The organism is Magnetococcales bacterium (assembly GCA_015228935.1).
Classification (GTDB): Bacteria; Pseudomonadota; Magnetococcia; order Magnetococcales; family DC0425bin3; genus HA3dbin3.
The window spans coordinates 1-25,061 of sequence record JADGCO010000018.1; the positions used below are offsets into that span (position 1 = coordinate 1).

The window sequence follows — 25,061 nt, forward strand, 5'->3', positions numbered from 1 at the left end:
CGAGCATGTGTTTCATCCTTCTGAAAATGTCAACATGGCGTGAAGGTCATTGCTTACGTATGAGGTTCGCGCCATGTTGTGTCAGCATGGTACGTGAACGATCATTTTGGACGCATGACGATCACGCCATATTTTGGAACATTGAGGTAGATTTTGCCGTCGTTCTGGGTCCATGGTTCGTGGAATGCGTTACCAGCCCATTGCCAACCGCCATATTCCGCATCTTGACTGCAAAAGACCTGCACCCATTGGCATCGGATATCACCAACCTCTACACCATAGCTGTGATTGTTGATCCAGTCTGTTCCGCCAAAGTTGACCACGACCAGCACAACTTGGCTGTTTACCGGGTCCCGGCGCAGAAAGGCCAGTACACCATTGGGATCTTTATAATGGGTCCAGGTCAGGTGACCATATTGAAGAGCAGTATGATATTGGCGAACCTGGATGGCATCCTTGTACATTTTCTGCATCTGAAGCCCTGGTGTATCCATCTGGTATTGCCAATTGATGGCGTGATCGTACAGGGGGTTGTCGTCAAAGAAGCCATCTTGAAGAAATTCTTCTCCCTGCCACATCATGGGAATACCTGGCACAAAAAATTGCAGGGAACCGATCAGGCGGCATTTGGCTCTTGCATCCCAATTATCTCGACCACCGAACTGACTGGCCAGATACTGGTTACCGTTGCGGGCTTCATCATGGCCGATGGAATAGATGACCCTCTGGTATATTTTGTTGTAAGAACCGCCATTAATACCTTCCTCGACAGTGGATCCTTGTTCCTGGTTTCCTCCCAAAGTTTTTTCAAGGGAGTGATGAAACTCAACATACCATCCGGAATGGAAGTTGCCAGGTTCTACGATGTTTATCTCATAGGGGAGGTGTTCGGCTATGAAAATTTTTTTTTCGAAACCGGGGGTCGTTCGTAAATTCCACAGAATATCACGCATACCATCCCACCCACTTCCATTATTTTTATTCACAATATCCTTGGTGACATCCCAGCGAAGGCCGTCAAAATGTAGTTCTTCCAGATAGAAACGGCAGGTATCTTCAACATAACGTCTTACCTCGGGTGTACTCCAATCGGGTGCTGGACCCCATTTTGTTTTTTCTCCACTGAAATAGATGCCTCCCTTACTATATTTTGTATCTCCATCATAGTTCCAGATCCACTTATCACTTCCCTCACGGTCGGTAAAATGGTTGAAAACCACATCGGCAATAACCGCAATATCTTTGCCATGGGCAGTATTAACGAAATCTTTCAAATCGTCATAGGATGCTCCTGTTTTTGATCCATAGGAAGATTCAACGGGATAAAATGCCACAGGTGCGTATCCAAGGTAACTATCACCTGCATATTCATGCATGGGTAACATCTCAATTGTATTTATGCCCAGGTTTTTCAAATAGTCCAGCTTGGTTTTCAGGCTTTGGAAAATTCCCGGAAAGGGCTGCCCATCATTTTTTCCCACGAAAGTAGAGACATGCAGTTCATAGATTACCATCTCTTCGAAGGCTCGTTTGTTGAAATTTTCATAGAATTTTTCATCGGTCCACTGGAATACCCGGTGATCCTTGATGATGGAATGAGAAGCGGAATGAACCATTTGGCGTGCATAGGGGTCAGGCCGGTAAAGATACTCATCGCCTGCCCAATCAGGTCCCTGGATTTCAAAATGGTATTTCCATCCCGATTTGGCTCCAGGCACATCTACGGACCAGATATTATCACTTGCATCTTTGGTCATCTGATACGTTTCATCGATGACGTTTCCCGATCCCAATCGAAGTTTCACGTTTCTGGCATAGGGTGCCCAGACATGGAAGAGGCATCCCTGACTGTTCGTTCCATACATGTTTGCCCCGAGTTTTTTTGTCATTTTATCTTCCCGCTTTGTTGATGGACCTGGTGATCAGAATATGAAGTAATATCTTACGCTATTGTAAGAAAAAATTATAAAAATTATCAAAGCAAGCGCAACGTTTCCTTTTCCTGGTTGAAATTCGTCCTCGATGGCTCTACCGAACCGGGGGAAGTTGGCACTTTTCTTGTGTTCTCCCCGCTTCCCCGACTCATACTTGCTGAAAACCATCCGGAAGGCAAGCAGGAATTATTAAAATAAATCAGCCATCAATAACGAAGTCTGGGTTCAGAAAGAAGGGTAGTGCTGTCCTTTCCGGCGGGATCCGGGAAGGAAACCCAGGGAGAACGGTGCCGCCGTGGCCGTGGAACATGCTAACGGATAAAAACGGATTGTGACCAAGGCTTCGTCAAGAGGAGTCGATTGGCTCTGTATCCATTCAAGAAGTATTGCTGGCTATTTATATCACCGAGTGATATACTCTCCCAATGAAGAGGATATTCAAAACCCGTCCTTTTGCCCGTTGGTCTCGAAAAACCGGGTTGTCGGATGCTTCTTTGAACTTGGCTGTGGAAGAGATGACGCATGGTCTGTTTGACGCGGACCTGGGCGGTGGTGTGTTCAAGAAACGGGTTGCATTGCCGGGACGCGGGAAAAGCGGTGGGACACGTACCCTGCTGGCCACAAACTTGGTCGATTATTGGTTTTTCATGCACGGGTTTGCAAAAAACGAGCGTGCAAACATCAGCAGTCGGGAGTTGGAAGCTTTGCGGAAATTTGCTGTTGACCTTTTAGCTCTTTCATCCGGCGATCTGGACGAGGCCATTATGAAATACGCCCTTGAGGAGGTTTTCCATGATGGATAGTGCCAAAGATGCGGGAGGGATTCTAGGTTCCATCCATGAGGCAGCCCGTGACCTGTACGATGCCGGATTTATCGACAATCGCCGCATGGCAGAGTACGATGCGCTTTGTCTTCAACCTGTTCCAGAGTACGACAGCGATCGGATTCGCGCCCTGCGGGGTCGGTACAACCTAAGCCAGGCGGTATTGGCATCGGTGTTGAACACGAGCCTTTCCACGGTTCGTCAATGGGAGATCGGCAAGAAGCATCCTTCTGGACCATCCCGAAAATTGCTGGACCTTCTGGATCGAAAGGGAGTGGAGGCTTTGATTTGATCCGCGAAAGGCGATGGTTTGCCGCTTTATTGATTTGCTAAAGGTGCCGACCATGTTACAGACTAGAATGGAAGCTTGGAGAGATATGAAGCAGAAGGAGTGGTTGCAAGCAGGCCGCCAGGAAGGCGAAGCTGCTTCTTTGCTTCGAATCCTGCGTCGTCGTTTCTCCGACTTGCCTACCTGGGTTGAGTCCAAGGTCCTTGCCGCCAATCTGGATACCCTGGATGCGTGGATAGACCATGCGATTGATGCCCGCTCGTTTCAGGACGTTTTTGGCGACGAAGAGACCAGCGAGACGACGTAAACGGAGCGTATTGGGAAGCCTGGGTTCAGAAAGAAGGGACGTGCTGTCCTTTCCGGCGGGATCCGGGAAGGAAACCCAGGGAGAACAAGGCATCAAGATGGGAACACGTTGTGGTGTGCTTGAGGTGGTGTGCTTGAGGGATCAAACGGCGGCAGACGGGTTTTGATGGATCACGACGCGATTGCGTCCCCCCTGTTTGGCCCGGTACAGGGCGTTGTCGGCCAGTTTGACCACTTCCCAGAAATCTTCGGCATCGGTTGGAAAACTGGCCACGCCGATGGAGAGGGTTTTTTTCAGGACGATTCCGGGCAGGGCGATATCCAGGTTGGCGACGGCGAGACGAATTTTTTCGGAGACGTGTTCGCCGCTGTTGCCGGCGGTTTCCTGCAAGACGACCATGAACTCTTCGCCACCGAAGCGGATCAACAGATCGGAGGTGCGCACCTGGGCGGTCAATTCCCGGGCAATGGCCCGCAGGACGGCGTCTCCGGCATCATGTCCATAGGTGTCATTGACCGCCTTGAAGTGGTCCAGATCCACCATGAGAACCGAAATGCGGAAGTTTTTGCGTCTGGCGGTGGCGACCAGGGTTTCGACATACTCTTCCAGGAAGCGGCGATTGTGCAAACCGGTCAGGGGATCCCGGAGGGCGGTTTCCCGCAGGGTGTCCATCAGACGTTTGGCTTCCACCACCGGGGCTGATTCGCGCAGATAGACCTGAATGAAGGGAATCAGCAATTCATACAAGCGTCCGTGTTCCTGTTCGACGACCAGTTGCACGACGTTGCCCACCATGCCCGAGTGCATGACCGGCAGACAAATGTGCCCGTAGCTGGGATCTTCCAACTGGCCGGAAAACATGCTGCAAATATAGGGGTCTTCAAAAGAATCAATCCGGTGACTGGTCCGCTGGGCACGACAGACATCGGCCTGGAACAGGGCCTGTTCATGGCACCAGCAGGCCGGGACATCGGGTTCGCCGTTCACCACGACCGGTTTCATGTGGTTGCGGGAGGCGCTGACTTCATAGATGGTAAATTTGCGAATGCCGAACTGGTTGCTCAAAATGCGGGCGATGCGGAGATAGACTTCACGGGTGGTCCGGTCTTCTTCCACGGCCTGCTTGAACTGGGCCACCTCGACCAGGGCATCCACCATTTCGATGGTGGTGACGAGCAGGTTGGAATTGCCTTGCAGGTCATACTGGATGAGTCGGGCCACTTCCTGGCTGATGTTGCTCAGGTTTTCCTGGAGGTAGGTCATCAGCCAGTTGAGATCGCGGGCGATTTCGCCCATTTCATCCTGGGTATCGCAGATGACGCGGGTCCGAAAATTGCCTTCCTTGGCCCTGGCCACCACTTCCTGGACCCGATTGGCCACCAGGGCCACCGGGGCCACCTGCCCGCGAAAGAAGAGAGCAGCCAGAACGGCAAAACCGATGATGAAGAAGGTCAGGAGTAGAAGCGTCAAAATGGCTTGATGTTTCAAGTGGGAAAGGGAGAGGGTGATGGTGATGGCTCCCAAAACGGTGCCGGCTGCCACCTGGTGACATTGGCGGCAGTTGGGATTGCCGCGATCATCGGCGATGAACGGGATGGTGCCACGGAAAGCAACTCCCCCCCGGTCGTCGAGCATGGAAAAATTGGCCTCACCCGTACTCAAAACCCTGGACTCGATCTCATCCGGTCCTTTTTCGAGTTTCAATCCCTGGCCAAATTGTTGGGTGACATCCGGCCCGCGGACCACATGGGCATCCAGGAGGCCCTTGACCTCTCCCAGCCGTTCCAGAAACGATTCGCGCCGGTCGATGACGCCGTTGATCATCTCTTCGGTCAGGCTGACCCGCACCACTTCGGCCACAGCCCGCACCTGTTCTTCGGCGGTGACCAGGGAAAACTGCCGAAATGCGAACAGGCTGGCCGGAATGAGAATCAGGGTCAGCCCCACGAACAACCATGCGGTCAGGACCGTGATTTTGGTCTTGAGGCGCATGGCGGATTCGGGGTCCTGACCGGATCAGGTCGGGCTGCGGGCGGTGGCCCGTTCAGCCAGATCCAGGAGGCGTTGTGCCTGCCGGACATGCAGCCGTTCCACGAGCCGCCCGTCCAGTACGCAAATTTCCTCGCCCCGGTTGCGGGCCTCCTGCCAGGTTGCCACGAGGCGTCTGGCACGTTCCACGGCGGCCGGGCTGGGCATGAAAGCCTGGTTGGCGGCGATCACCTGGTGGGGGTGGATGACGGTTTTGCCGGCGAAGCCCAGGCGGACTCCCTGGCGGCATTGGGCCTGCATGCCCTCTGCATCCTTGAGGTTCAGAAAAACGCCATCCACGACGGCAACCCCGGCGGCCCGGGCGGCCAGAACAACGTGTTGCAGGGCATATTGCAGGGATTCGCGCTCCGGGGTGGCTTCCACGCCCAGGGCTTCACCGAGGTCGGAGGTTCCCAGAACCAGGCAGGAGACCCGGGGGTGGCGGGCAATGGCGAAGGCATTGAGGACACCCAGCGGGGATTCGATCATGGCCCAGATCGGGCAGGGTGACTGGTCCTTCTCCAGATGTTCCAGATGGCGGGTGAGATCGGCCAGATCCTCGACCTGGTCCACCTTGGGCACGGTGATGGCATCCGGTCCACCGGGAAGTACCGAGGTCACATCATCCCGCCACAGGTCGGTCTGCACGCCATTGATGCGCACGGTCCGCAGAACCGCTTGGTGATCGATCTGGCGCAAGGCTTCCAGGGTTTGTCCCCGGGCGGCAATCTTCGCTTCCGGAGCCACGGAATCTTCCAGGTCCAGGATCAGGGCATCGGCACCCAGGGTGCCGGCCTTGGCCAGTGCCCTGGTGTTGGATCCAGGAACGTAAAGAACGGAACGCAACAAGGGTGCTGAAATATCGGACATGCCAACCACCTGCCAGTCATGTGTGTGGAGTGCCTTTCCCGCAAATACCAAAGAGTCCATTCTACCCGTAATCCCACACAGATGGCAGGGAAATCAACTCAAAAAAAATTGCCAAAAAGGGAGGATCCGGGGAGAGGGGACGTGCGGGAATCACTCCTCATTGGGATCCGGGGCATGAGCCATCCGGATTTCCAGCATCTCCGCAACAGACCGGAGGGATTCGAAAGCCTTGTTGAAGGCATAATTATCCAAATGTTTTTCAATGTCTTGCAGTTGCCTGGCCATGTCCGGTGACGTGCTGTCCAGCAGGGGTTTGAGAAGGGCAAAAGTGTCCTGGGCATCGATTGTGGCTCCCCGTACCTGTTGCATCAGTCTATGCAGCAAAGGGGTGATTTGTGCCCTATCCACAGGCTCCACAATGGTGGGGGGCGGTGTGTTGGCAACTTGCACCGGTTTTAATATGTGGATGGAGTCGATGACCTGAGAGAGGGCATGGTCGAAATTATCCAACAAAGATGGCCAATTTTCCGGCTGGTTTTCCCGGATGCTTTTTTCCAGGCTGGCGGCGGCGGCCTGGAGAGCATGGGCTGAAAGATTGCCGACCATGCCCTTGATGGTGTGGACCAGGTGGATGGCGGCTGCCCGGTCGTCCTGACGCTTGCCATGCAGGAATTGACGGATCCTTGCGCCGGACGTGGCATATTCCCGTTGAAATTCCAGAAGAATGGAGCGCAAGAGGACGTGATTGTCGTTCAGGCGCTCCAGGGCGGCGGCCAGATCGATACCGGGCAGGGTTTCGGGCAGGCGTGCAGGCGGGTTTTCGGGTGGTGCCGGTTGGGTATGCGGCGTGGCGCTGCTGTTCGGTGCCGCTATTTTCTTCCGTGGGGGAATCCAACGCAGCAAGGCCGCATGGAGCTGATTTTTATCGATTGGCTTGCTGACATGGTCATTCATGCCGGCCTGCAGGCATGTTTCGCGATCTCCCGCCATGGCATGGGCGGTCATCGCCACGATGGGCAGCGATTGTCGGTGAGGCATGTTGCGGATGATGTGGCTTGCCGTATGGCCATCCATTTCTGGCATCTGTATATCCATGAATACAATATCAAATTCAGAAGATTCCACCTTGCGTATGCCCTCCAGTCCATCGACGGCAATTTCGACGAACAGGCCCAATCCCTGCAAAATTTCACTGGCCACCTGGCGGTTGATGGCGTTGTCTTCGACCAGCAACACCCTGGCACCGCTCACCGCAGCACTGACCGTACTCGCATCGACGGCAGGTACGGAAATGCCTGGCAGGTTGCCGGGAAGCGTTTTTGCACGTCCCTGTTTCTCGATCTGGCGCTGTAAAACGACCGTGAAGACAAAGAGACTGCCCCGGGACGGGGTGCTTTCCACCCGGATCTGCCCACCGAGCATGCCGACCAGATGTCTGGTGATGGCCAGACCAAGACCCGTCCCGCCATATTTGCGGGTGATGGAACCGTCTGCCTGGGTGAATGGTCGAAAAAGTCTGGCGACTTGTTCTGGTGTCATGCCGATGCCGGAATCCTTCACGGAGAATTCCAAATGAACAGGGTCGGGTTTCTGGTCAGCAGCCGGTTGGATTGTCCTGACCGAGACCTCGACAGATCCCCGTTCGGTAAACTTGAGGGCGTTGCCGATCAGGTTCATCAGGATTTGTTCGAGTCGCAAGGCATCTCCGGTCAGGAGATGGGGACACTCTGTGGAGATATGCAGAATCAATTCGATATTCTTCTCGGCGGCCTTGTTGCGCAACAGGTCCGCCAAATGGTCGAACAGATCCTGCAACGTGAAATCGACCGGCTCCAATTCGAGCTTGCCGGCCTCGATCTTGGAAAAATCCAGGATATCGTTGAGGATGCGCAGCAGGGAACGTGCGGCGTGGGCAACCTTGACCAGATAATCACGGCTTTTCGGGGTGATGGCGGCCTGAAGGGCCAGGTCTGTCAGGCCGATGATCGCATTCATGGGCGTGCGGATTTCATGGCTCATGGAGGCGAGAAAATAGGATTTGGTACGGTTGGCGTTGTCGGCGATCTCCTTGGCTTTTTCCAGGGTTGCCATGGATTGCCGCACAGAGCGCAGGGAAAGATTGCGCAAGGGAAAGAAGACGACAAATGCCAGAAGCGTGCTGAACAGGATCGTCAGCAACAGAGGTGTCACCAGGGGACGCAACGACAGGGTGATTTCCACGGCACCGACCGGATCTCCATAATCGTAAAGAGTTTCTTCACGGGTCCAGCGGGGCCAGGGAAGAGACTGGGTCATTTCCACGGCCATGTTTTTCGAGCCATTGTCGAACTGGAAGACGCGCACCGATATGTACGGTGTGTGAATATCTTCCAGGACGGCTTGCAGGCGAATGCCCTGCATGGGCCAGATGACGGGGTTGGTGCTGATGAATTTGTTCAGAAAGACGGTATGAATGCGCAGTTCCGTCTGCGCCTGTTTGTTGATATGGTTCCAGGCCAGAAACATGTAAATGAGCGGTGGCAACAAAAAGACCAGACCGGCAATGCTGCCAGAGACAATGGTCATGAGTCGTGGCAGGGGAGGGGTGTGGCGCACAGGGTCAACGTTGCGTTGTGGAAATGCCAAGTTGCAACAGCCTGGCCTCGCCCTCTTCGGAACGCAGGAAACCGGCCAGGGCCCGTAGCGAGGGGGAGGCATCACGCCTGGTGACCAGATACAACGGTTTGAAATATGGATAACGATTGCTCTCCAATGCCGCGACGGTCGGTTCCCTGCCATCCAGAATCAGCCCTTTGAGAGGACGGTGTTCCGCCAGAATGATCGACAGGGCCACCGCGCCCAAGCCGCCCGGAATTTTTTCGACTGTGTCGACCAGATCGACATCGGTGTCGGCCAGGGCGGAACCGGGCGCACGCTGGGCATGCGCTGTGGTGACGGCCCCGGCCATGGCTGGTGAGATACTCTTGAGAAGTCCCGTATCGGCATCGGTCTCCGGGCGCAGGACGACCCGCACCCGGGAGCCATCAGGCCATGTTTTTTGCCGCCCGGCATACATGTCGATCACCTGGGCAAGGGTGATATGGGTCACAGGCGCGTTCTGGTGGACGACAAAGAGAAACGGGGAACGGCCAAGCCACTCCTGCACCAGGTTTGCCGATTCTTCTTCTTTCTTCAGGGGACGGCCAGTGAGTGCCACATCCAATTGCCGGTTGGTCACCGCCTTGATGGCACCGCTGCTGCCCATGGGGGGGGTCAGGAACTGCACCTGGCTGTCCGGGTGTTGTTGACGGTAGGTCTCTGTCACCTGTTTCATGGCAGAAATACCAGCCCCGGTCCCACTGATGCGGATGGGGTCGGCCCAGGCGGCCAGCGACCCGAACACCAGGAGAAATCCACCGAGACACCAACAAGGCAACGACAGCGCCTTTTTCATTTTGCCTCCAGTGATGACTTGCTGGTACGAAAGATGTGGATGCGTGAGACGGTTTCGTTTGCTGAAAGTGATGCTATCATTGTCATGACCGCTTGTTCAACGACTGGCCAATCTGCCTGCCGATTCAACGACTGGCCAATCTGCCTGCCGAAGCTGTGCCGGACCTTTTTCCGGCTGGTGCGGGTCCATGTCCGGCACCTGGATTCGTCTGAACAACGGTCGCGCAAGCTGTGCCGGACCTTTTTCCGGCTGGTGCGGGTCCATGTCCGGCACCTGGATTCGTCTGAACAACGGTCGCGCATGGACTCCTTCGAGTGAGCATGGACCCGGAGTTTCCGACAACGGTTGCGCATGGATCCCCGCGACTGCAAGTACGGAACCAGAAGATGGTGAAGAGGCGGAAAGCATGACCGACACCCGGAAAAAGGCCCGGATTTTGATCGTGGACGATGTGCGATCCAACGTGAAGATTCTGGTGGATATTCTCCGTTCCGACTACGAAATATCCGTTGCCCTGGACGGCCTGTCGGCCCTGGAAGTGGTGGCCAGGGAGTGTCCCGATCTTGTGTTGCTGGACATCATGATGCCGGACATGGATGGTTATGAGGTGTGTCGCCGGTTGAAGCTGGACGAAAAAAGTCGCGGCCTGCCTGTCATCTTCGTGACGGCCAGGGATGACGGACAGGACGAAGCCAGGGGATTCGAACTGGGTGCCGTGGACTACATCTCCAAACCCTTCAACAAGGCTGTGGTCAAAGCCAGGGTCAAAAGTCATCTCGAATTGAAAAGTCATCGGGATGCCATGCAGACGATGCTGGACGAGCTGAAGCGGTCCAGGGATGCCGCCGAAGAGGCGAGTCGGGCCAAAAGCGGGTTTTTGGCCAACATGAGCCATGAAATCCGCACCCCCATGAACAGCATCATCGGGATGACCGAGTTGGTGCTGGAGTCCGACATCGACGCAACGCAAAGAAAACATCTGAGTACTGTCGTCGCTTCCGCCAAGGGTCTGCTGGGTCTCATCAACAATATTCTGGATATTTCGAAGATTGAAAGCGGCAAGTTGCAATTGGAGTCCATCGCATTCGATCTGCGGCAACTCGTTGCCTCCACCCTGGAAGCCATGGAGACGCTGGCCGTTGCCAAACATCTGGCATTGACCGGACAGATGGATCCGGAGTTGCCCGAATGCCTGATCGGTGATCCAACGCGCCTGCGCCAGGTACTCATGAATCTGGTGGGTAACGCCATCAAGTTCACGGACAAGGGTCAGGTCGCGGTGACGGTGAAGCGGCGGGAAGGAGATTTTCTGTTGTTTGCCGTGGCGGATACCGGGATCGGCATCCCTCTGCATCAGCAACAAAAAATATTTGAAAGTTTTACCCAGGCCGATCAATCGACCACCCGTAGATACGGGGGAACCGGTCTGGGAACCACCATTGCCAAGGAGATCGTGGAAAAAATGGGTGGCCGGATCTGGGTGGAAAGCCGGCCCGGCCAGGGCAGCACGTTTTATTTCGAGGTCATCTTGCCGGCAGCCAGGGGGGTGACGGCCTGTCGGGACAGACGCAGTCATTTTCCCATGGCATCCCGGGCGGGCAACATGCGCTCACCCTTGTCCATCCTGGTGGCGGACGATGTGGAAGCCAATCGTACCCTGGCGGTCACCCGCCTGGAACAACGTGGCCATCGGGTCACTGTCGTCGAGGATGGTTTGGCGGCATTGACCGCCTGGGAACAACAGACATTCGATGTCATCTTGATGGATTTGCAGATGCCGGGGATGGATGGCCTCGAGGTGACCCGGACGATCCGCACGCGGGAGGCCCGCCAAAATCCTTCTCCCCACATGCGCATCATTGCCATGACCGCCCACTCCATGGTCGAAGATCGGGAGATGTGCTTTGCCGCCGGGATGGATGAATTTATTTCAAAACCAATTGATTTTAATGAACTTTTTTTAATATTGACCCGTTTTTTTCCGGGTGACGATCCGGCCGGGAATGTTTCTGTCCAGGTCGATGATGCCTTGCCGATTTTGCCCGAATTGGCCGGCATCGACGTGACAGGCGGATTGCGGCAATGGAAAAATATCGAAGTCTATCAAAAGGCCCTCCTTGGGTTCATGCAGGGCCATGCCGGGGATGTGGGCCTGATCCGGGCTGCCATTCGCCAGGGAGACCGGTCGGAGGCCAAAAGAGTGACTCATACCCTGAAAGGCGGGGCCGGGTCTCTGGCCGCAACCGGTTTGGCAGCCGCGGCAGCCACCCTGGAAACGGGATTGCAGCATCCGGAAGCGGACCTGGAACCTTTGCTTGTCGCCCTGGAACACGCTATGGTGGAGTTCGTGGACTCCGTGCGGCGTTTTTCCATGGTGCCGGTTGCCGGGGAACCCCGGCCCAGGGAAGTTGTTCCGGTCAGGGAAAACCGGGCACACCATGTCGCCCTGCTGGGACGGATCGAACAGGCGCTCGGACGTGGTGACGCCATGACCGCCGAGGAGCTTCTGCCCGAATTGGTGCAGTGGTTGCGGGGAACCGTCCACGAAGCGGATGTGGCCATGCTCGTGGCACAGGTGGAAGAGATCCAGTGCGCCGCAGCCAAGGACACCCTGGTCAAAATCGGTGTGGCATTGGGGCTTGATTGGCATGGAACCACGGGCTGACCGGCCAAAAATTCTCCTGGTGGACGATGAAGCCGCCAATCTCAAACTCCTGCGGGAAATCCTGCGCCAGGATTACCGGCTGGTTTTTGCCCGGAATGTCAGGGAAATGTTGCAGTACGCCGCTGAACAGCCGGATTTGATTCTGCTGGACATCATGATGCCGGAAATGGATGGCTACACCGGTTGCCAAATGTTGAAGGACAATCCGGAAACCCGCGATATTCCAGTCATTTTTGTTACTGCCAAAGTTGACATGGAAGATGAAATCAGGGGGCTTGAGGTGGGGGCCGTGGACTATCTCACCAAACCTGTCCTGGGACCCGTGGTCCGGGCACGGGTCAAGACCCATCTGGCATTACGCCAAGCCAGAGAGACCATCATCGAACAAAACCGGGAAATCCAGAAACAAAATGAAGCGCTCAAAGAGACCGCCCGGCTGCGGGACGATGTGGAGCAGATCATCCGTCATGACCTGAAAGGTCCCCTGAATGCCATCATCGGCATGCCGGATATGCTGATCGGGGAGCTGGCGTTGAATGAGCGACAGGAACAGTGCCTCCGCGTGATTGAAGATTGTGGTTTCCGGTTATTGGGCATGATCAATCTGTCGCACGATCTCTACAAGATGGAACGGGGACTCTACAGTGTCGATCATCAGCCGGTCGATATGATAGAAGTATTGCAGCAGGTCGTGAATGAACTTCAGGAGATGATCCGCTCGAAAAAGCTCGTCTGGCGTGCCACCCTGAACGGAATACCGGTGGCCACGGGCGATACGTTCATGGTCTCTGGAGAGAAGCTTCTGTACCACTCCATGCTTTCCAATCTGGTCAAGAATGCCATCGAGGCCTCGCCCCGGGGGGAGACATTGTTGATTGACCTGGACCGGGGAAAGCCGCCCGTCATGCGCATCCGCAACAAGGGGAGTGTGCCGGCGGAGATCCGTGCCACATTTTTTGACAAATTCGTCACCGCCGGCAAAAGTCAGGGCACCGGCCTGGGCACCTATTCCGCCAAGCTCATCGCCACAACCTTGGGAGGCGATCTCTCCCTGGATACGAGCCAGGCAGGAGAAACGTCGCTGGTGATTCGATTCATGGATGGCAAATGCGCCATCAAACCAGCGCCATGTCCATCAACCTGATGGCAGCCGGCAGAATACCCATGGGTGGGGGGAGATCCTGAAATCCCATGGTTCGATATAGTGCCCGGGCTTCGACCATGGTATCGGCTGTTTCCAGGTGCATGCGCTGGTAACCGGCCTGCCGTGCCCAATCATTGGCACGGGTCACCAGATGTCGGCCAACCCCCTGCCGCCGCCACTCCGGACGCACGAACAAGCGTTTCATGACGGCAATACCAGGTTTGAAGCGCCGGATTCCCACACACCCCACCGCAGAGCCATCCGGCGCCGTGGCCAAAAACAGATAACCCAACGGCGGTTCATAGCCACGAGGCAAACCTTCCATCTCCCGCTCGAAACCCACCAGACAGCAGCCGCAATTGACGGTCTGAACATACTCGGCAAACAGATCCCGGACCTCTTCGATGGCTGATTCGGATTCAGCGTGCATGATCTGCATCACCCGCTCCTGTTAAAATAGTATAAATTTGCCCGTTTTTTTTGCAAGACATTGCAGCCAGGACGCAATCCAGGCAGAATCGTGCCAGGATACTGGACGACAATCCCTCTTGACCAGGGAGATGACCACCTCATGATCCAAGACCCGTCCGCCACCATTCTGGACCACCCGACGGTTCTGCGGGCCATGTTTCATCCGCGCCGGAGTGCTTTCGAGCCAGGGGGAAACCCCATGGCACGGGATCTTTACCTCCCTGTGACTCCCCCGATTCGTCTGGGAGGCCGCGTTTTCATCGCCACACCGACAGCTCCCCTGATTTTGTATTTTCATGGCAATGGCGAAATTGCCACGGATTATGACGGCATTGCTGCGGCTTACACCAACATGGGCATCACCCTGCTCGTGGTGGATTTTCGCGGTTACGGTCACAGTGATGGCACACCCTCGGGAAGCGCCCTGCTGACCGATGCCCTGGCGGTATACCAGAATCTTTCGACCACCCTGAATGCGTGTGGTTTGACCCCATCCCGAGTTTATGTCATGGGTCGTTCCCTGGGCAGTGCCGCAGCCCTGGAAATTGCCGCGCATGGCCAGCCCCCACCCGCCGGCCTGATCCTGGAAAGCGGTTTTGCCCTGACCATACCCCTTCTGGAGCGGCTGGGATGTCAATTCCAGGGCGAAGTCCCGGAAGAACTGGGATTTGGCAATCTGGAAAAAATTTGCCAGGTCACCCAGCCCACCCTCATCATTCACGGTGAGGAGGATTGGATCATTCCGGTCACCGATGGCCATACCCTGGCCGAACACTCCCCCGCCCGACATAAAAAATTGCTGATCATTCCCGGTGCCGGCCACAATGACTTGATGATGGTCGGCATCGAAGCCTACTTTCAAACCATTGGCGGCTTTGTTCACAATCAGTCATGAACGAAATTTCCCTGGCAACCCGTTACCGCAACGCCGCCCGCATCGTCGCCGAAGCCGATGCCCTGTTGATCACTGCCGGGGCCGGCATGGGCGTGGATTCGGGATTGCCCGATTTTCGGGGAGATACCGGCTTCTGGAAGGCCTATCCTGTCATCGCCCGCCAGGGCATCAGTTTTGCGGAAATGGCCAATCCCCAATGGTTTCAGAGAGATCCCTATCTGGCCTGGGCCTTTTACGGTCACCGTCTCAACCTGTATCGCCGGACCACGCCGCATGCCGGTTTTGCCTGGTTGTTGTCCCTGCTCCAGACCAGGCCGGCAGGGGGATTTGTCCTGACCTCCAATGTGGACAACCAGTTTCAAAAAGCCGGTTTTGACCCGGAGTGCATCGAGGAGTGTCACGGCTCCATCGAGCATTTGCAATGCACCACCCCTTGTTGCCCGGAAATCTGGTCCGCCGAAGCAACCCGGGTTCAGGTCGATGAAGCCCGGTTTCGTGCCCTGGATCCCTTGCCCCGTTGCCCGCATTGCAACAATCTGGCTCGCCCCAATATTCTCATGTTTGGCGACAGCGACTGGTTGGGACAGCGCACGGCCCGCCAGGGCGAACGTCTGCACATCTGGCTCAATGATCTTCTGGTCCGGCAACGCAGCCTGGCCATTGTGGAACTGGGGGCCGGTTTGTCGGTTCCCACCATCCGCTACCGGTCGGAAACCTATGCTGCGCGTCTGGGGGGCGTGTTGATCCGCATCAATCCACGCGATCACGAGGTCCCAGGTCCCCCGCACATCTCCCTGCCGGTCAGTGCGGCGGTCGGCATTGCCAGCCTTTGTGCCATTCCGGAAACCTCGTCCAATCCATAATGGCCCGGGTGCTGGTTATTGTCTGGTACCCCTCCAACCCTCCGTTCAAGGATACGCTTTTCTTGTTGCGACTTTTTGCCTTCGATTTTGATGGTGTCCTGGCTTGTCTGGTACCCCTCCAACCCTCCGTTCAAGGATACGCTTTTCTTGTTGCGACTTTTCGCCTTCGATTTTGATGGTGTCCTGGCCGATTCGGTCCCGGTCAAGGATGCCGCTTTGGCGTGGCTGTTTCGGGAGTATGACCCTGCCATCCAGCAGCGGGCCATGGTGGTCTGGAATCACCACAAAGGGGTGTTTCGCCCGGAGCGCATCCGGCGCGTATTCCGGGAAGCGGTCGGCATCGAACTCGATGAACAGGCTGTCGCCGCCCAGGTGGCCCTGTTTGAGGAACAAGGCGTGGAGCGGACCGTCACGGCCCCGCCCATTCCCGGATCACACGCTTTTCTGGAGCGCCACGCGGCCCGCTATCCCTGCTACGTGGTCTCCGCCGGTCCCGAATCCGAAGTCCGGGAAATCATCACCCGGCGCGGCATCGCCGCCTGGTTTCGTGGCATTTACGGTGGTCCGGAAAAAAAATCGACCATCCTGACCCGCATTCTGCATGCAGAGTCCTGTCCGCCGGAAGCCGCCCTGTTTTTGGGGGACTCCAAAACGGATTATCTCGCTGCCCGGGAGGTGGGCATGGCTTTTCTCGGGGTGGTGGCACCGGGTCTGGTCAATCCTTTTCCGGCAGAGGTGCCCGTTGTTCCGGATTTGACCACGCTGAACCCCGAGGATTTTACCTGATGCGCCTGCGGCAACATGCCCTGCAAGGTGTCGTTTGCGGGATCGCTCTTTTGCTTTTCCCTGGGGATTTTACCTGATGCGCCTGCGGCTGCGTGCCTTGCAGGGCATTGCTTTCGGGGCCGCTTTTTTGCTCTTCCAGATGGAGCTGATCGCTGCCAAGGCGTTGCTGCCCCGTTTTGGCGGGAGTTTTCTGGTCTGGAGCATGGCCATCATGTTTTTCCAGGGTCTTTTGATTCTGGGATATTTATTGCTCCACCTGGGCACCCGCTGGCTGGGAATCCGGGGCTGGTTTTTTGCCTATCTGGTCTTGCTCTTGCTTACCCTGCCGGCCTTGTTGAACCTGCCGACCCTGTTGCAACCGGTTTCCCAGGCCGCCACACTCCATTTTTTGCCTGGTCTGCTCCTCACCTTGCTGTTGGCCACCGGCCCGGTTTTTCTGGCCCTCTCCACCCTGGGGGTGGGGAGCCAGAAATGGCTGGCGGCTTCGTCCCTTCCCGAGGCAAAAGACCCGTTTGCCCTGTATGGTGTTTCCAACCTGGGCGCGTTTGTGGCCTTGTTCAGCTATCCTCTGTTGGTGGAACCCAACCTGACCCTGGTCCAGCAGGTCACGGTCTGGCAGGGTGGATATGTTTTTCTGGCCCTGCTGCAACTGGCCACATTTTTCTTGCGCACCTCCTGGTTGCGACCGGAGGGAGTCTGGCCACTTTTTCTCCCGCGCACTCCCTGTTTGCAATCGGGGAGAGTCTGGCCACTCGCCGCGAATGTTGCCGAAAATGTCACCGCACCCATTTCCGGTCGCCGGTTTCTGATCTGGTTTTTGCTGCCGGCGGCGAGCAACGCCCTCTATCTGGCCACCACCAACCTGATCACCATGGATCTGGCCTCGGTGCCTTTGCTCTGGACCCTGCCCCTGGGGGTGTTTCTGGCCAGTTTCTGGGTGACCTTCAAGGCACGCCCCTGGTATCCAGAGTGGGTGCGGACCCGCTTTTATCTGGCCATTCCGGTGGGTATTTTTTTGTTCATTTTGCAGGCGAAGGGAGTCGGACTTGAATCCTCCGGTTTGACGATTTTATTGCATTTGGCGACGCTGTTTTTCCTGAGCATGACCTGCCATGGCGAGCTGCACCGATTGCGTCCTCTGGATCCGCACCACATGACCGCTTTTTATGTGACTCTGGCCGTGGGGGGATTTTTTGGCTCGCTGATGGTGGGGTGGCTGGCACCGTTCAGCGGCATTCCCGTTCTGATCGAATATCCCCTGGCCATGGTGCTGGCGGTTTTGGCCCTGGCCCTGGATCCTGAAGCCAAACCTGTGCAACGTGCCGACTGGTTCTGGGTTGTGCTGATGGGGCTGGTTTTGCTGGGCTGGTCGCTCCTGCCCGGCAGCCGGGGGTCTCTCCAGGAAAAGCTGCAATCCTTTCTCCTGGCCATTCCCCTTTTGTTTATTTTTTCCGGTCTGTACGACAAACCCAAGCCCCTGGTTTGGACCTTGTTGATCGTGGTTGGCATGGTTCCCTTGTTCGACACCTGGGCCAGGGATCACTCCCCGTTGTTCAAGCATCGCAATCCTTATGGCATCTATCGCATTTTCATCAAGGATGGGCGCAAAATATTGCAACACGGCACGACCTATCATGGTGCCCAATGGCTGGATCCCCAGCGGCACCACATTCCGCAACTGTATTATCACCCGGTCACCCCGGTGGGGCGACTGCTGGCGAGCGGGGTGTTTTCCTGGCAGAACATGGGTCTTGTCGGTCTGGGAACCGGCAGCCTGGCCGCCTATGCCCGGCCCGGACAGACCATGGAATTTTTCGAGCTGGATCCCGACAATGGCGACATTGCCCGTGATTATTTCAGCTATTTAAAAGCCAGTCAGGGCCGGATTCGGCTGCGGTTCGGGGATGCCCGACTGTCGCTGCAAACCGTTTCCGATCAGAGTTTCGATCTTCTCGTGATCGACGCTTTTAACAGCGATGCCATTCCCATTCACCTGCTGACCACCGAGGCCCTGGCCACCTATCGGCGGGTCTTGCAACCGGATGGCTTGATCCTGTTCCATGTTTCCAATCGTTTTCTGGATTTGACCACGGCCCTGTGGACCAACGGTCGTTTCATGGGAGCCGAGGTTTTTTCGCTGAGCAATCCACCCCCCGAGCATGCCGATGCTGAACCCTCCCGCTGGGTGGCCATGACCTGGAATCCGGCCACGGCCCAAAAACTGGTGGAGGATCTCGGCTGGTCGGATCTGGCGACCCAGGGTACCCAGCCCATGGCGCGGCCCTGGACCGATGATTATTCCAATCTGCTTTCTGTGCTGTTGTTCTGAAAAAATATGCGACTTTTACCCAACGCCCCGTTATCATTCATTCAGGAATGCGTGCTGTCTGGGCGGGTGTATTGGACCTACCATGTCCATATGCGCATGGATCGTCGCTCCATTGGTCGTCAAGCGATTTTGGGTGCCGTGGAGAGTTACGAGATTATTGAGGCCAATCCGGACGACAAATATCTGCCGAGCTATCTGGTATGGATGTCCCATGACGGGGAGGTTGTACACGTGCTTTTTGCGGCGGATGTAGCGGGCCAAAATGTTCGTGTGATCACGGCCTATCGTCCTCAGCCACATGAGTGGGCGAGTGACTTGAAAAGGAGAATCCCGCAATGAAATGCCAGGTATGTGGTTCAGATCTGGAAAAAGCAGTGACCAGCCTACCCTTTAAAAATGGCGAGGATTCCATCGTTATCGTGAAAAATCTGCCTGTGGCGCAGTGCGGCAATTGCCGGGAATACCTGATTGAGGATGCCGTCATGGTGCGCGTAGAGGTCATCCTGGAACGCATGGGACAGGGTGCTGAGTTGGAGGTGGTTCGGTACGCTGCCTGATCCTGTTTGGCGCTACGAATTGCATTCTGAGTTGAACGTCATCAGCCGTCGTCCCTTCCCGGAACAGATTCCCGGGAGCGATACAAGCAGGAGAAGCTCTGCAACACAAGATCAAAATCCGGGTGGTCTCTCTCAATGACTTGATACATCACATGTTACGATTTGGCCCCGCTTGGCGACACAATCCAGCACGTTCCGCAAGGCGCTGTCGTCAATATCGATCTTGAGCGTGATGCCGGACATCAGTAGGGGATCTTGCCGATGCGCCGTAGGCGGGCGTAGGGGGTTTCGGAAGGCTTTACGCCAGGAGGGAAGCACTCAATGCCGTCCCCAGCATGTCGGTCACCCTTGAAGTAGCCGGCTGGACGATCTTCCTGGTTCTTGAAAATTTCATCGGCCATCTCGTGAAACCGTTGGATATCGGCCATCTGCTCTTCCGTAATCCCCGGCGCATACTCGATCCCCATTTCACACCTCCTCAAGAACAACCGCAACTTTGCCATCTGCTCTCGTATTGACCGAAATGATTTGGAACTTCCTTTCCGGAATATACAGCACTTCCTGCTGTCGGGGGTAACGGGAAAATGATTCGATGTGCTTTCCGGTCCGTGACTTGATAAAAAACACATATTTGCCCTTGAAGCCGCTCATTCCGATGGCCGTACTCATGAAGCCCTTGTCACGATAAGAACCGCCCGGCGTCAGACTCTTCACCACATCATCCGGCAGGTCGGTGATGCGAGAGACAGCCCCGGCATGGTTTGGTAATTTGGCGAGGGCGGCCTTGATGGTCTCGACGTAGGGGGCGAGAGCTTCGCGCTCGGTGTCGCTCCCTGTGCGCAGGGCTTTGTTGAGAATTTCGTAGTCGTTCTGCCCAACTGGCTTGGAGTGATCGGTGTAACCGTGCAGGGCAGCCACTTCGGCGTTGGAAAGAGACGCCAGAATGTCCGCAGAAACTCCGGCTGCTTTTGCCGCTTTCCACCCCTCTTCCGCCAGGAGCTTGATGCGCTCCGGCCCCAGGAGTCGGGTAAAAGCCACTTCGTGTCGTGGTATTGTCAGATATTCCATCGCCTGACCCTTTCATCGTCAGGGGTGGTGGAGCGTTGCCATGACCGTTGGTTGAGTGGCATCCGGTCATTGAAGAACAGTACCAAACGCCTTGCTGATGTAATCGACGATGGCCTGGATGGCCGATTCGTCGAGGACGGCATTCCAGGCAGGCATGGAGGTGTCGGGCAGGCCATGGCGGATGGTTTCTGCCAGGCGGGTGCGGGTCATGGTGGCCATGAAGTCGGGGTTGGTGAGGTTGCGGGGATGGGGTTCGAGGAAGGTGCCGATCCAGTTTTGGCCGGTGCCATCGGCGGCGTGGCAGAAGGCGCAATTGTCCTGATACAGCTTTTCGCCCTGGCGTTCCCGGGGAGTCAGCTCCGGGAAATGGGGGGGAATGTCGTGTTTGGCGTAGGGGGTGGCCTGGGCCACGGCATCCAGGGGGGGGGGGGGGGCACGATGGGAATAGCCGCCCCGGGGATAGGAGACGGCCCGGGGTTCCCAAACCGGTCCGTCCTCGCGGACTGCCGCCCGGTCATGGCAGGTGATGCAGGTGGCCAGAAACAGCCGTTTGCCCTGGATTTGCTCCGGGGTCAATTCGCCATCGTCCGCATCGATGGGCAGACGTCCCGTGGCAAAGGGAAAGGCTGCCTGGTAGCGCTCATGGCGTTCCCAGCCATTTTCCGGCGTGTGATAACGGGTGTTGGTGGCCCTGTCAAGCAGAAATTCCTGGTGGACAAACTGCGCGACCAAAAGAATTTCCACCGGTGTCAGAATGGACTGAAAGCCGGCCATGGCGGTGCCGGGGCGACCATGAGTGATGATCTGGACCATCCGTTCGAAAGGCAGTGTCTCGGGTGGTGTGGCGATGAAATTTCGGGGTTTTGGATCCAGGTAGGTGGCGGCGAGCGTCCGCGCATCACCCGAGTAGCCGTGACAAAAATAGCAGCGAAAATTGTAGATTTTGCGCCCGGCTTCGTGGTCGGTTCTGGCCGGGATGTTTTCGGTCTTGAGGTCGGTGCTGGCCGGGATGTCATCCGGCTTGTGGTCGGTCCTGTCGGTTTCGTGCTTGACCGGGGCCGGGGGGGGAGTCTGCATCTCTGCGGCAACCGGCAGGGGAATCCAGAGAGCGATCCAGAACAGGGCTGCCATGTATGGAGGGTTGGACCGGCATTTCATGGGTGGAACCTCGTCAAGCCCGCGTCTTCCAGACCCGGGGCAATAAATTTTTGAAAGACATATTCGGCCACATTGGCTATTTCCTGGTTGGACATGACCCAGTGCCAGGCCGACATTTCCGTGCCTTTTTCGCCATTGGCGATGACGTGAAAAAGATGGGGTCGGTTGTACTTGTGTTGCGAGGCCGGATGAGTCAGATTTCTGGGTTTGGGGGAGATGAAATCGGAGCGCCTGCCGCGACCATCCCCCTCGATGCCGTGACAATCGGCACACTGGTGATCAAAAAATTGTTTGCCCTGGACGGGGTCACCGTTCAGGCCATTCGGCATGGGTTCGTGCATGTCATTCCGGGTGTGGTGTTCATGAACGTGTTCCCCGGGCGTGGCCGTCTCTCCTGCATGGATCGCGTCGGGTTCACCGAGTGGAAACAGGAAAGTCGTGCGCACATAGGCCACGATGGCATCGATCTCTTTTTTGTTCAGGCGACCGCCCCAGGGAGGCATGGCGGTTTCCGGACGGCCATAGGTGATGGAAAAAATCATGCGTTCGTTGGTCAGGATTTGCCGGGACTCGTCGGTGGTAAAATTGCGGGGGGGGGGAATGAGGCCGCTGCGTGCCCAAAGGGACACATCTCCCTTATCTCCGTGACAAACGGAACAGTTGCTGGCATACAAGCGTCGTCCGAGACTGGCATCCTTGACGCGGGAGGAGGGCATCAATACTTCATGGATATAATCGACCACACCGGTGATCTCCGTTTCGCCCAGAATGTTTCCCCAGGCCGCCATGGCGGTGCCCGGGCGCCCCTGTTGCACCGAGGTCAGCATGCGTTCGCGGGTCAGGCTCAGCAGGGATTCCGGGGCGGTAAAATCGATGGGAGGGGGTTTCATGCCCTTGGCGGCCTGGGTCTGGCCATCACCGGATTTACCGTGACAGGGCGCACAATATTTTCCATAAATCCTGGATGGTACTGACGTTCCCCTGGAGGTTTCTGAAGTTTCACCTGAAGCGCTCGTTCCCAGCAGGAGAAACGCCAGGAAAATCCCGGACAAACTTCCGTGTGTGGCGTGATGTGGCATAATGGAGACTCGGCTCTCCTGATGGTGGGATTCGATCATCGGATCCACGAGAAGCGGACAGGTGCTTTTCTCAGGTCTTCACTCTGGTGTAAAGAGATGAAATCGTTTTTTTTTCTGGAGGCATTCACGATGCACAAGCCAAAATCTGGATTCGTTGCTCATTTTTCCGGGGTGTTTTTGTTGCTGTTTCTTTCGCTGTTGAGCGCTTGCGTTTCGACTCCGGAGAAGCAGGATCCTCTGGCACCTCTGGTATTTCCCAGTCCGCCCGATCCAGCCCGGTTTGTGTTCGAGCGCACTCTCCGGGGCTCGACGGATGCCAAACCCCAGGGTGATGAAGATTCCGTGAATTTGCAGAACATGCTTTCTGGTGAAACGGGACCTGCCGGCAAGGGTTTCAACAAGCCGTATGGTATTACGGTGCGGCAGGGGCGGATCTATGTGGGCGATACGGTGAGCCGCACGGTCATGATGTTGGACCCGGCGAATGGGCAGTCGAAAGAGATTGGTGCGGAAGATCCGGGTGGCCTGGTCAAACCCATGGGAATCGACAGCGATGCCCAGGGCAATCTGTATGTGGTGGATGCGACCAAAAAATGGGTCATGGTCTACGACAAGGATGGCAAATATATTCGGGCCATCGGTGGGGCCAAGGAGTTCGACCGGCCATCGGGGGTGGCGGTCAATCTGGAGGGAACCCGGGTCTTTGTGGCTGATACGAGCAGCTCCCGGGGCAAGAACGAAAACCACCGTGTGCGGGTCTACGACGCGAAGAGCGGAAAATTCTTGTTCGACATTGGTCAACGGGGTTCCAAGGATGGCGAATTCAATCTGATCCGGGATGCCCGCATCGGTCCTGACAAGAATCTTTACGTCGTGGATGGAGGCAATTTTCGGATTCAGGTCTTCAATCAGGATGGAAAGTTCATCCGGCAGTTTGGTACCGTGGGCCGGCGTCTGGGGCAGTTTGCCCGGCCCAAGGGCATTGCCATGGATCGCGAGGGAAATCTCTATGTCTCCGATGCCTCGCACGCCAATTTCCAGATTTTTACCAAGGACGGTCAGCTTTTAATGTTCATTGGCACCCGGGGCAGTGAAAAGGAACGGGCCAGCTACATGTTACCGGCCATGATTGCCGTAGATGAGGATGGACGGGTATACATGGTCGATCAAGGCTACGGGAAAGTGGATGTATATCGTCCGGCACACCTGAAAGAGAATGAAGGCTTTCTGGGTGTGGCTTTCGAAAAACTCAAAAAAATGAAATCCAAGGAATAACAGGGAATTCATGTCAGGCAAAGGCCTTCCCGGATTCGGGAAGGCCGTTTTGCTTTCTTTGCTGAGCGGATATTTCTGAAGGGTTCATGTCAGGCAAAGGCCTTCCCGGATTCGGGAAGGCCGTTTTGCTTTCTTTGCTGAGCGGATATTTCTGAAGGGTTCATGTCAGGCAACGGCCTTCCCGGATTCGGGAAGGCCGTTTTGCTTGCCTTCCCAGGATTGAGAAATGCGGAGCTGAAAATTTCCGGAATGGTGGTGTTCATGCTGGATGGCTTGAAAAGATCGTCAATTTTAAATTATTGAATTAAAATGATTTATTGTAAATCTAAAATTCGTGGCGCGTGTTTTAAAAGATTTGGCACGTCTGGTGCATGATGATGGTCAACTGCCGGGAACAGCCGGTGACAAGCATCTGGAATAACCGCAATATTTGAGGATGGAACCATGAACGCACCAACAGGAAAAAAGATCTCCCCACTGGCCCTGGCTTCCCTGATTGGTGTGGCCGGTCTGATGGCCATCGGTGTGGCGACTGCGGGAATCAAGGGCAGCAAGCACGACCTGGGCAGCGGCGGCGCTTCCCAGTTTGCAGCGACAGCCGGTACCGGTGAAGTGTGTGTGTTCTGCCATACCCCGCACGGCGCGAACACCTCGGCCTCTGCTCCCTTGTGGAACAAGAGTCTGCCGGATGCGGGTACCTACACCCGGTATTCCTCCCTGGGCACCTCGACCCTGGATGGCGCGGAAGCCCCGATTGGTTCGGTCTCTCTGGCCTGCCTCTCCTGCCATGACGGCTCCCAGGCCATGGACGTGATGATCAATGCCCCCGGCAGCGGTGGCTACAATGCCTCTGGCGCGAGCGCCTTCAGCTTGGCCGCCATGTCCGGCACCCCGATCCCGAATCTGGGAAAAGACCTCTCCAACGACCATCCCGTGAGCATTCAGTATGCTGGTGGCGGGTTGAAGAGTACCGATGCGGATGGCACCTATACGAGTACCAGCTTCAAGGACAAGGATTTCAACTCGGTGGTGAAGGCGACCATCAACGGCAATCCGGCATGGTGGGTGGACTCCGACTCCTCCGGT

General features: G+C 56.2%; 25 protein-coding genes. 14 read left to right on the plus strand and 11 right to left on the minus strand.

The annotated features are described in order from the left end of the window. Nucleotides 1-101: 101 nt before the first annotated feature. Complete coding sequence (locus HQL65_06525) at nucleotides 102-1,889, minus strand: alpha amylase C-terminal domain-containing protein (protein MBF0135876.1); 1,788 nt, start codon at nucleotides 1,887-1,889, stop codon at nucleotides 102-104. A gap of 470 nt (nucleotides 1,890-2,359) precedes the next feature. On the opposite strand from HQL65_06525, the gene HQL65_06530 reads away from it, so the two are divergent. From HQL65_06530 to HQL65_06540, 3 genes are all read left to right on the plus strand, one after another. Beyond that, a complete protein-coding gene (locus tag HQL65_06530) occupies nucleotides 2,360-2,737 on the plus strand; it encodes a type II toxin-antitoxin system RelE/ParE family toxin (GenBank protein ID MBF0135877.1) in 378 nt (125 codons plus the stop codon). Further along, nucleotides 2,727-3,050: a helix-turn-helix domain-containing protein gene (locus HQL65_06535; protein ID MBF0135878.1), complete on the plus strand. Its 324-nt coding sequence runs from the start codon at nucleotides 2,727-2,729 to the stop codon at nucleotides 3,048-3,050. The genes HQL65_06530 and HQL65_06535 overlap by 11 nt, the downstream gene beginning before the upstream one ends. 85 nt (nucleotides 3,051-3,135) lie before the next feature. Then, nucleotides 3,136-3,354, plus strand: a complete 219-nt coding sequence (locus HQL65_06540; GenBank protein MBF0135879.1) for a DUF4351 domain-containing protein — start codon at nucleotides 3,136-3,138, stop codon at nucleotides 3,352-3,354. A gap of 141 nt (nucleotides 3,355-3,495) precedes the next feature. Here the strand turns inward: HQL65_06540 and HQL65_06545 are convergent, their stop codons facing one another. The 4 genes from HQL65_06545 to HQL65_06560 all read right to left on the minus strand — a co-directional run bounded on the left by HQL65_06545 (nucleotide 3,496) and on the right by HQL65_06560 (nucleotide 9,685). Next, on the minus strand, nucleotides 3,496-5,346 hold the full coding sequence (locus HQL65_06545) for a diguanylate cyclase (GenBank protein MBF0135880.1): 1,851 nt from the start codon (nucleotides 5,344-5,346) through the stop codon (nucleotides 3,496-3,498). A 24-nt stretch (nucleotides 5,347-5,370) separates the two neighbouring features. Then, a complete protein-coding gene (locus tag HQL65_06550) occupies nucleotides 5,371-6,252 on the minus strand; it encodes a CoA ester lyase (GenBank protein ID MBF0135881.1) in 882 nt (293 codons plus the stop codon). 150 nt (nucleotides 6,253-6,402) lie between these two features. Continuing rightward, entirely contained in the window at nucleotides 6,403-8,877 is a 2,475-nt protein-coding gene (locus HQL65_06555; protein MBF0135882.1) for a response regulator, read from the minus strand. Then, nucleotides 8,852-9,685, minus strand: coding sequence for a substrate-binding domain-containing protein (locus HQL65_06560; protein ID MBF0135883.1), 834 nt, complete (start codon nucleotides 9,683-9,685; stop codon nucleotides 8,852-8,854). The genes HQL65_06555 and HQL65_06560 overlap by 26 nt, the downstream gene beginning before the upstream one ends. Before the next feature lie 39 nt (nucleotides 9,686-9,724). Here HQL65_06560 and HQL65_06565 point away from each other — a divergent pair, with 39 nt between their 5' ends. The 3 genes from HQL65_06565 to HQL65_06575 are packed head-to-tail and all read left to right on the plus strand — an operon-like array spanning nucleotide 9,725 to nucleotide 13,494. Next, on the plus strand, nucleotides 9,725-10,003 hold the full coding sequence (locus HQL65_06565; GenBank protein MBF0135884.1) for a hypothetical protein: 279 nt from the start codon (nucleotides 9,725-9,727) through the stop codon (nucleotides 10,001-10,003). Further along, the gene (locus HQL65_06570; GenBank protein ID MBF0135885.1) at nucleotides 9,948-12,350 is read left to right on the plus strand and encodes a response regulator; all 2,403 of its coding nucleotides are present in this window, start codon (nucleotides 9,948-9,950) and stop codon (nucleotides 12,348-12,350) included. The genes HQL65_06565 and HQL65_06570 overlap by 56 nt, the downstream gene beginning before the upstream one ends. Beyond that, nucleotides 12,334-13,494 carry a hybrid sensor histidine kinase/response regulator gene (locus HQL65_06575; protein ID MBF0135886.1) on the plus strand — a complete coding sequence of 387 codons (1,161 nt, stop codon included), beginning with the start codon at nucleotides 12,334-12,336 and terminating at the stop codon, nucleotides 13,492-13,494. Before HQL65_06570 ends, HQL65_06575 begins: the two co-directional genes overlap by 17 nt. Here HQL65_06575 and HQL65_06580 read toward each other — a convergent pair. Further along, nucleotides 13,466-13,933, minus strand: coding sequence for a GNAT family N-acetyltransferase (locus HQL65_06580; protein ID MBF0135887.1), 468 nt, complete (start codon nucleotides 13,931-13,933; stop codon nucleotides 13,466-13,468). The genes HQL65_06575 and HQL65_06580 overlap by 29 nt on opposite strands. 132 nt (nucleotides 13,934-14,065) lie before the next feature. Between HQL65_06580 and HQL65_06585 the strand changes: the two genes are divergently transcribed. The 6 genes from HQL65_06585 to HQL65_06610 all read left to right on the plus strand — a co-directional run bounded on the left by HQL65_06585 (nucleotide 14,066) and on the right by HQL65_06610 (nucleotide 19,395). Beyond that, nucleotides 14,066-14,860: an alpha/beta fold hydrolase gene (locus tag HQL65_06585; protein ID MBF0135888.1), complete on the plus strand. Its 795-nt coding sequence runs from the start codon at nucleotides 14,066-14,068 to the stop codon at nucleotides 14,858-14,860. Then, entirely contained in the window at nucleotides 14,857-15,723 is an 867-nt protein-coding gene (locus HQL65_06590) for an NAD-dependent deacetylase (protein ID MBF0135889.1), read from the plus strand. The genes HQL65_06585 and HQL65_06590 overlap by 4 nt, the downstream gene beginning before the upstream one ends. Nucleotides 15,724-15,870: 147 nt before the next feature. Continuing rightward, complete coding sequence (locus HQL65_06595) at nucleotides 15,871-16,509, plus strand: HAD family hydrolase (GenBank protein MBF0135890.1); 639 nt, start codon at nucleotides 15,871-15,873, stop codon at nucleotides 16,507-16,509. A 76-nt stretch (nucleotides 16,510-16,585) separates the two neighbouring features. Continuing rightward, on the plus strand, nucleotides 16,586-18,838 hold the full coding sequence (locus tag HQL65_06600) for a fused MFS/spermidine synthase (GenBank protein MBF0135891.1): 2,253 nt from the start codon (nucleotides 16,586-16,588) through the stop codon (nucleotides 18,836-18,838). 90 nt (nucleotides 18,839-18,928) lie between these two features. Beyond that, nucleotides 18,929-19,177: a DUF4258 domain-containing protein gene (locus HQL65_06605; protein ID MBF0135892.1), complete on the plus strand. Its 249-nt coding sequence runs from the start codon at nucleotides 18,929-18,931 to the stop codon at nucleotides 19,175-19,177. After that, on the plus strand, nucleotides 19,174-19,395 hold the full coding sequence (locus HQL65_06610; GenBank protein MBF0135893.1) for a YgiT-type zinc finger protein: 222 nt from the start codon (nucleotides 19,174-19,176) through the stop codon (nucleotides 19,393-19,395). The genes HQL65_06605 and HQL65_06610 overlap by 4 nt, the downstream gene beginning before the upstream one ends. A gap of 242 nt (nucleotides 19,396-19,637) precedes the next feature. On the opposite strand, the gene HQL65_06615 is transcribed toward HQL65_06610, so the two are convergent. The 4 genes from HQL65_06615 to HQL65_06630 form a co-directional block, all read right to left on the minus strand. Then, nucleotides 19,638-19,862 (minus strand): hypothetical protein, encoded by a 225-nt coding sequence (locus HQL65_06615; GenBank protein MBF0135894.1) that lies wholly within the window; start codon nucleotides 19,860-19,862, stop codon nucleotides 19,638-19,640. A 1-nt stretch (nucleotide 19,863) separates the two neighbouring features. Beyond that, nucleotides 19,864-20,463, minus strand: a complete 600-nt coding sequence (locus tag HQL65_06620) for a hypothetical protein (protein ID MBF0135895.1) — start codon at nucleotides 20,461-20,463, stop codon at nucleotides 19,864-19,866. Nucleotides 20,464-20,529: 66 nt separating this feature from the next. Then, nucleotides 20,530-21,621 carry a c-type cytochrome gene (locus HQL65_06625; protein ID MBF0135896.1) on the minus strand — a complete coding sequence of 364 codons (1,092 nt, stop codon included), beginning with the start codon at nucleotides 21,619-21,621 and terminating at the stop codon, nucleotides 20,530-20,532. Beyond that, nucleotides 21,618-22,700, minus strand: a complete 1,083-nt coding sequence (locus HQL65_06630) for a c-type cytochrome (protein MBF0135897.1) — start codon at nucleotides 22,698-22,700, stop codon at nucleotides 21,618-21,620. The genes HQL65_06625 and HQL65_06630 overlap by 4 nt, the downstream gene beginning before the upstream one ends. Before the next feature lie 129 nt (nucleotides 22,701-22,829). Between HQL65_06630 and HQL65_06635 the strand changes: the two genes are divergently transcribed. Next, the gene (locus HQL65_06635; GenBank protein MBF0135898.1) at nucleotides 22,830-23,975 is read left to right on the plus strand and encodes a 6-bladed beta-propeller; all 1,146 of its coding nucleotides are present in this window, start codon (nucleotides 22,830-22,832) and stop codon (nucleotides 23,973-23,975) included. 89 nt (nucleotides 23,976-24,064) lie between these two features. Here the strand turns inward: HQL65_06635 and HQL65_06640 are convergent, their stop codons facing one another. Continuing rightward, entirely contained in the window at nucleotides 24,065-24,238 is a 174-nt protein-coding gene (locus tag HQL65_06640; GenBank protein MBF0135899.1) for a hypothetical protein, read from the minus strand. Nucleotides 24,239-24,419: 181 nt separating this feature from the next. Between HQL65_06640 and HQL65_06645 the strand changes: the two genes are divergently transcribed. Continuing rightward, nucleotides 24,420-25,061, plus strand: a 642-nt coding sequence (locus HQL65_06645) for a hypothetical protein (GenBank protein ID MBF0135900.1), incomplete at its 3' end; no start/stop codon positions are given.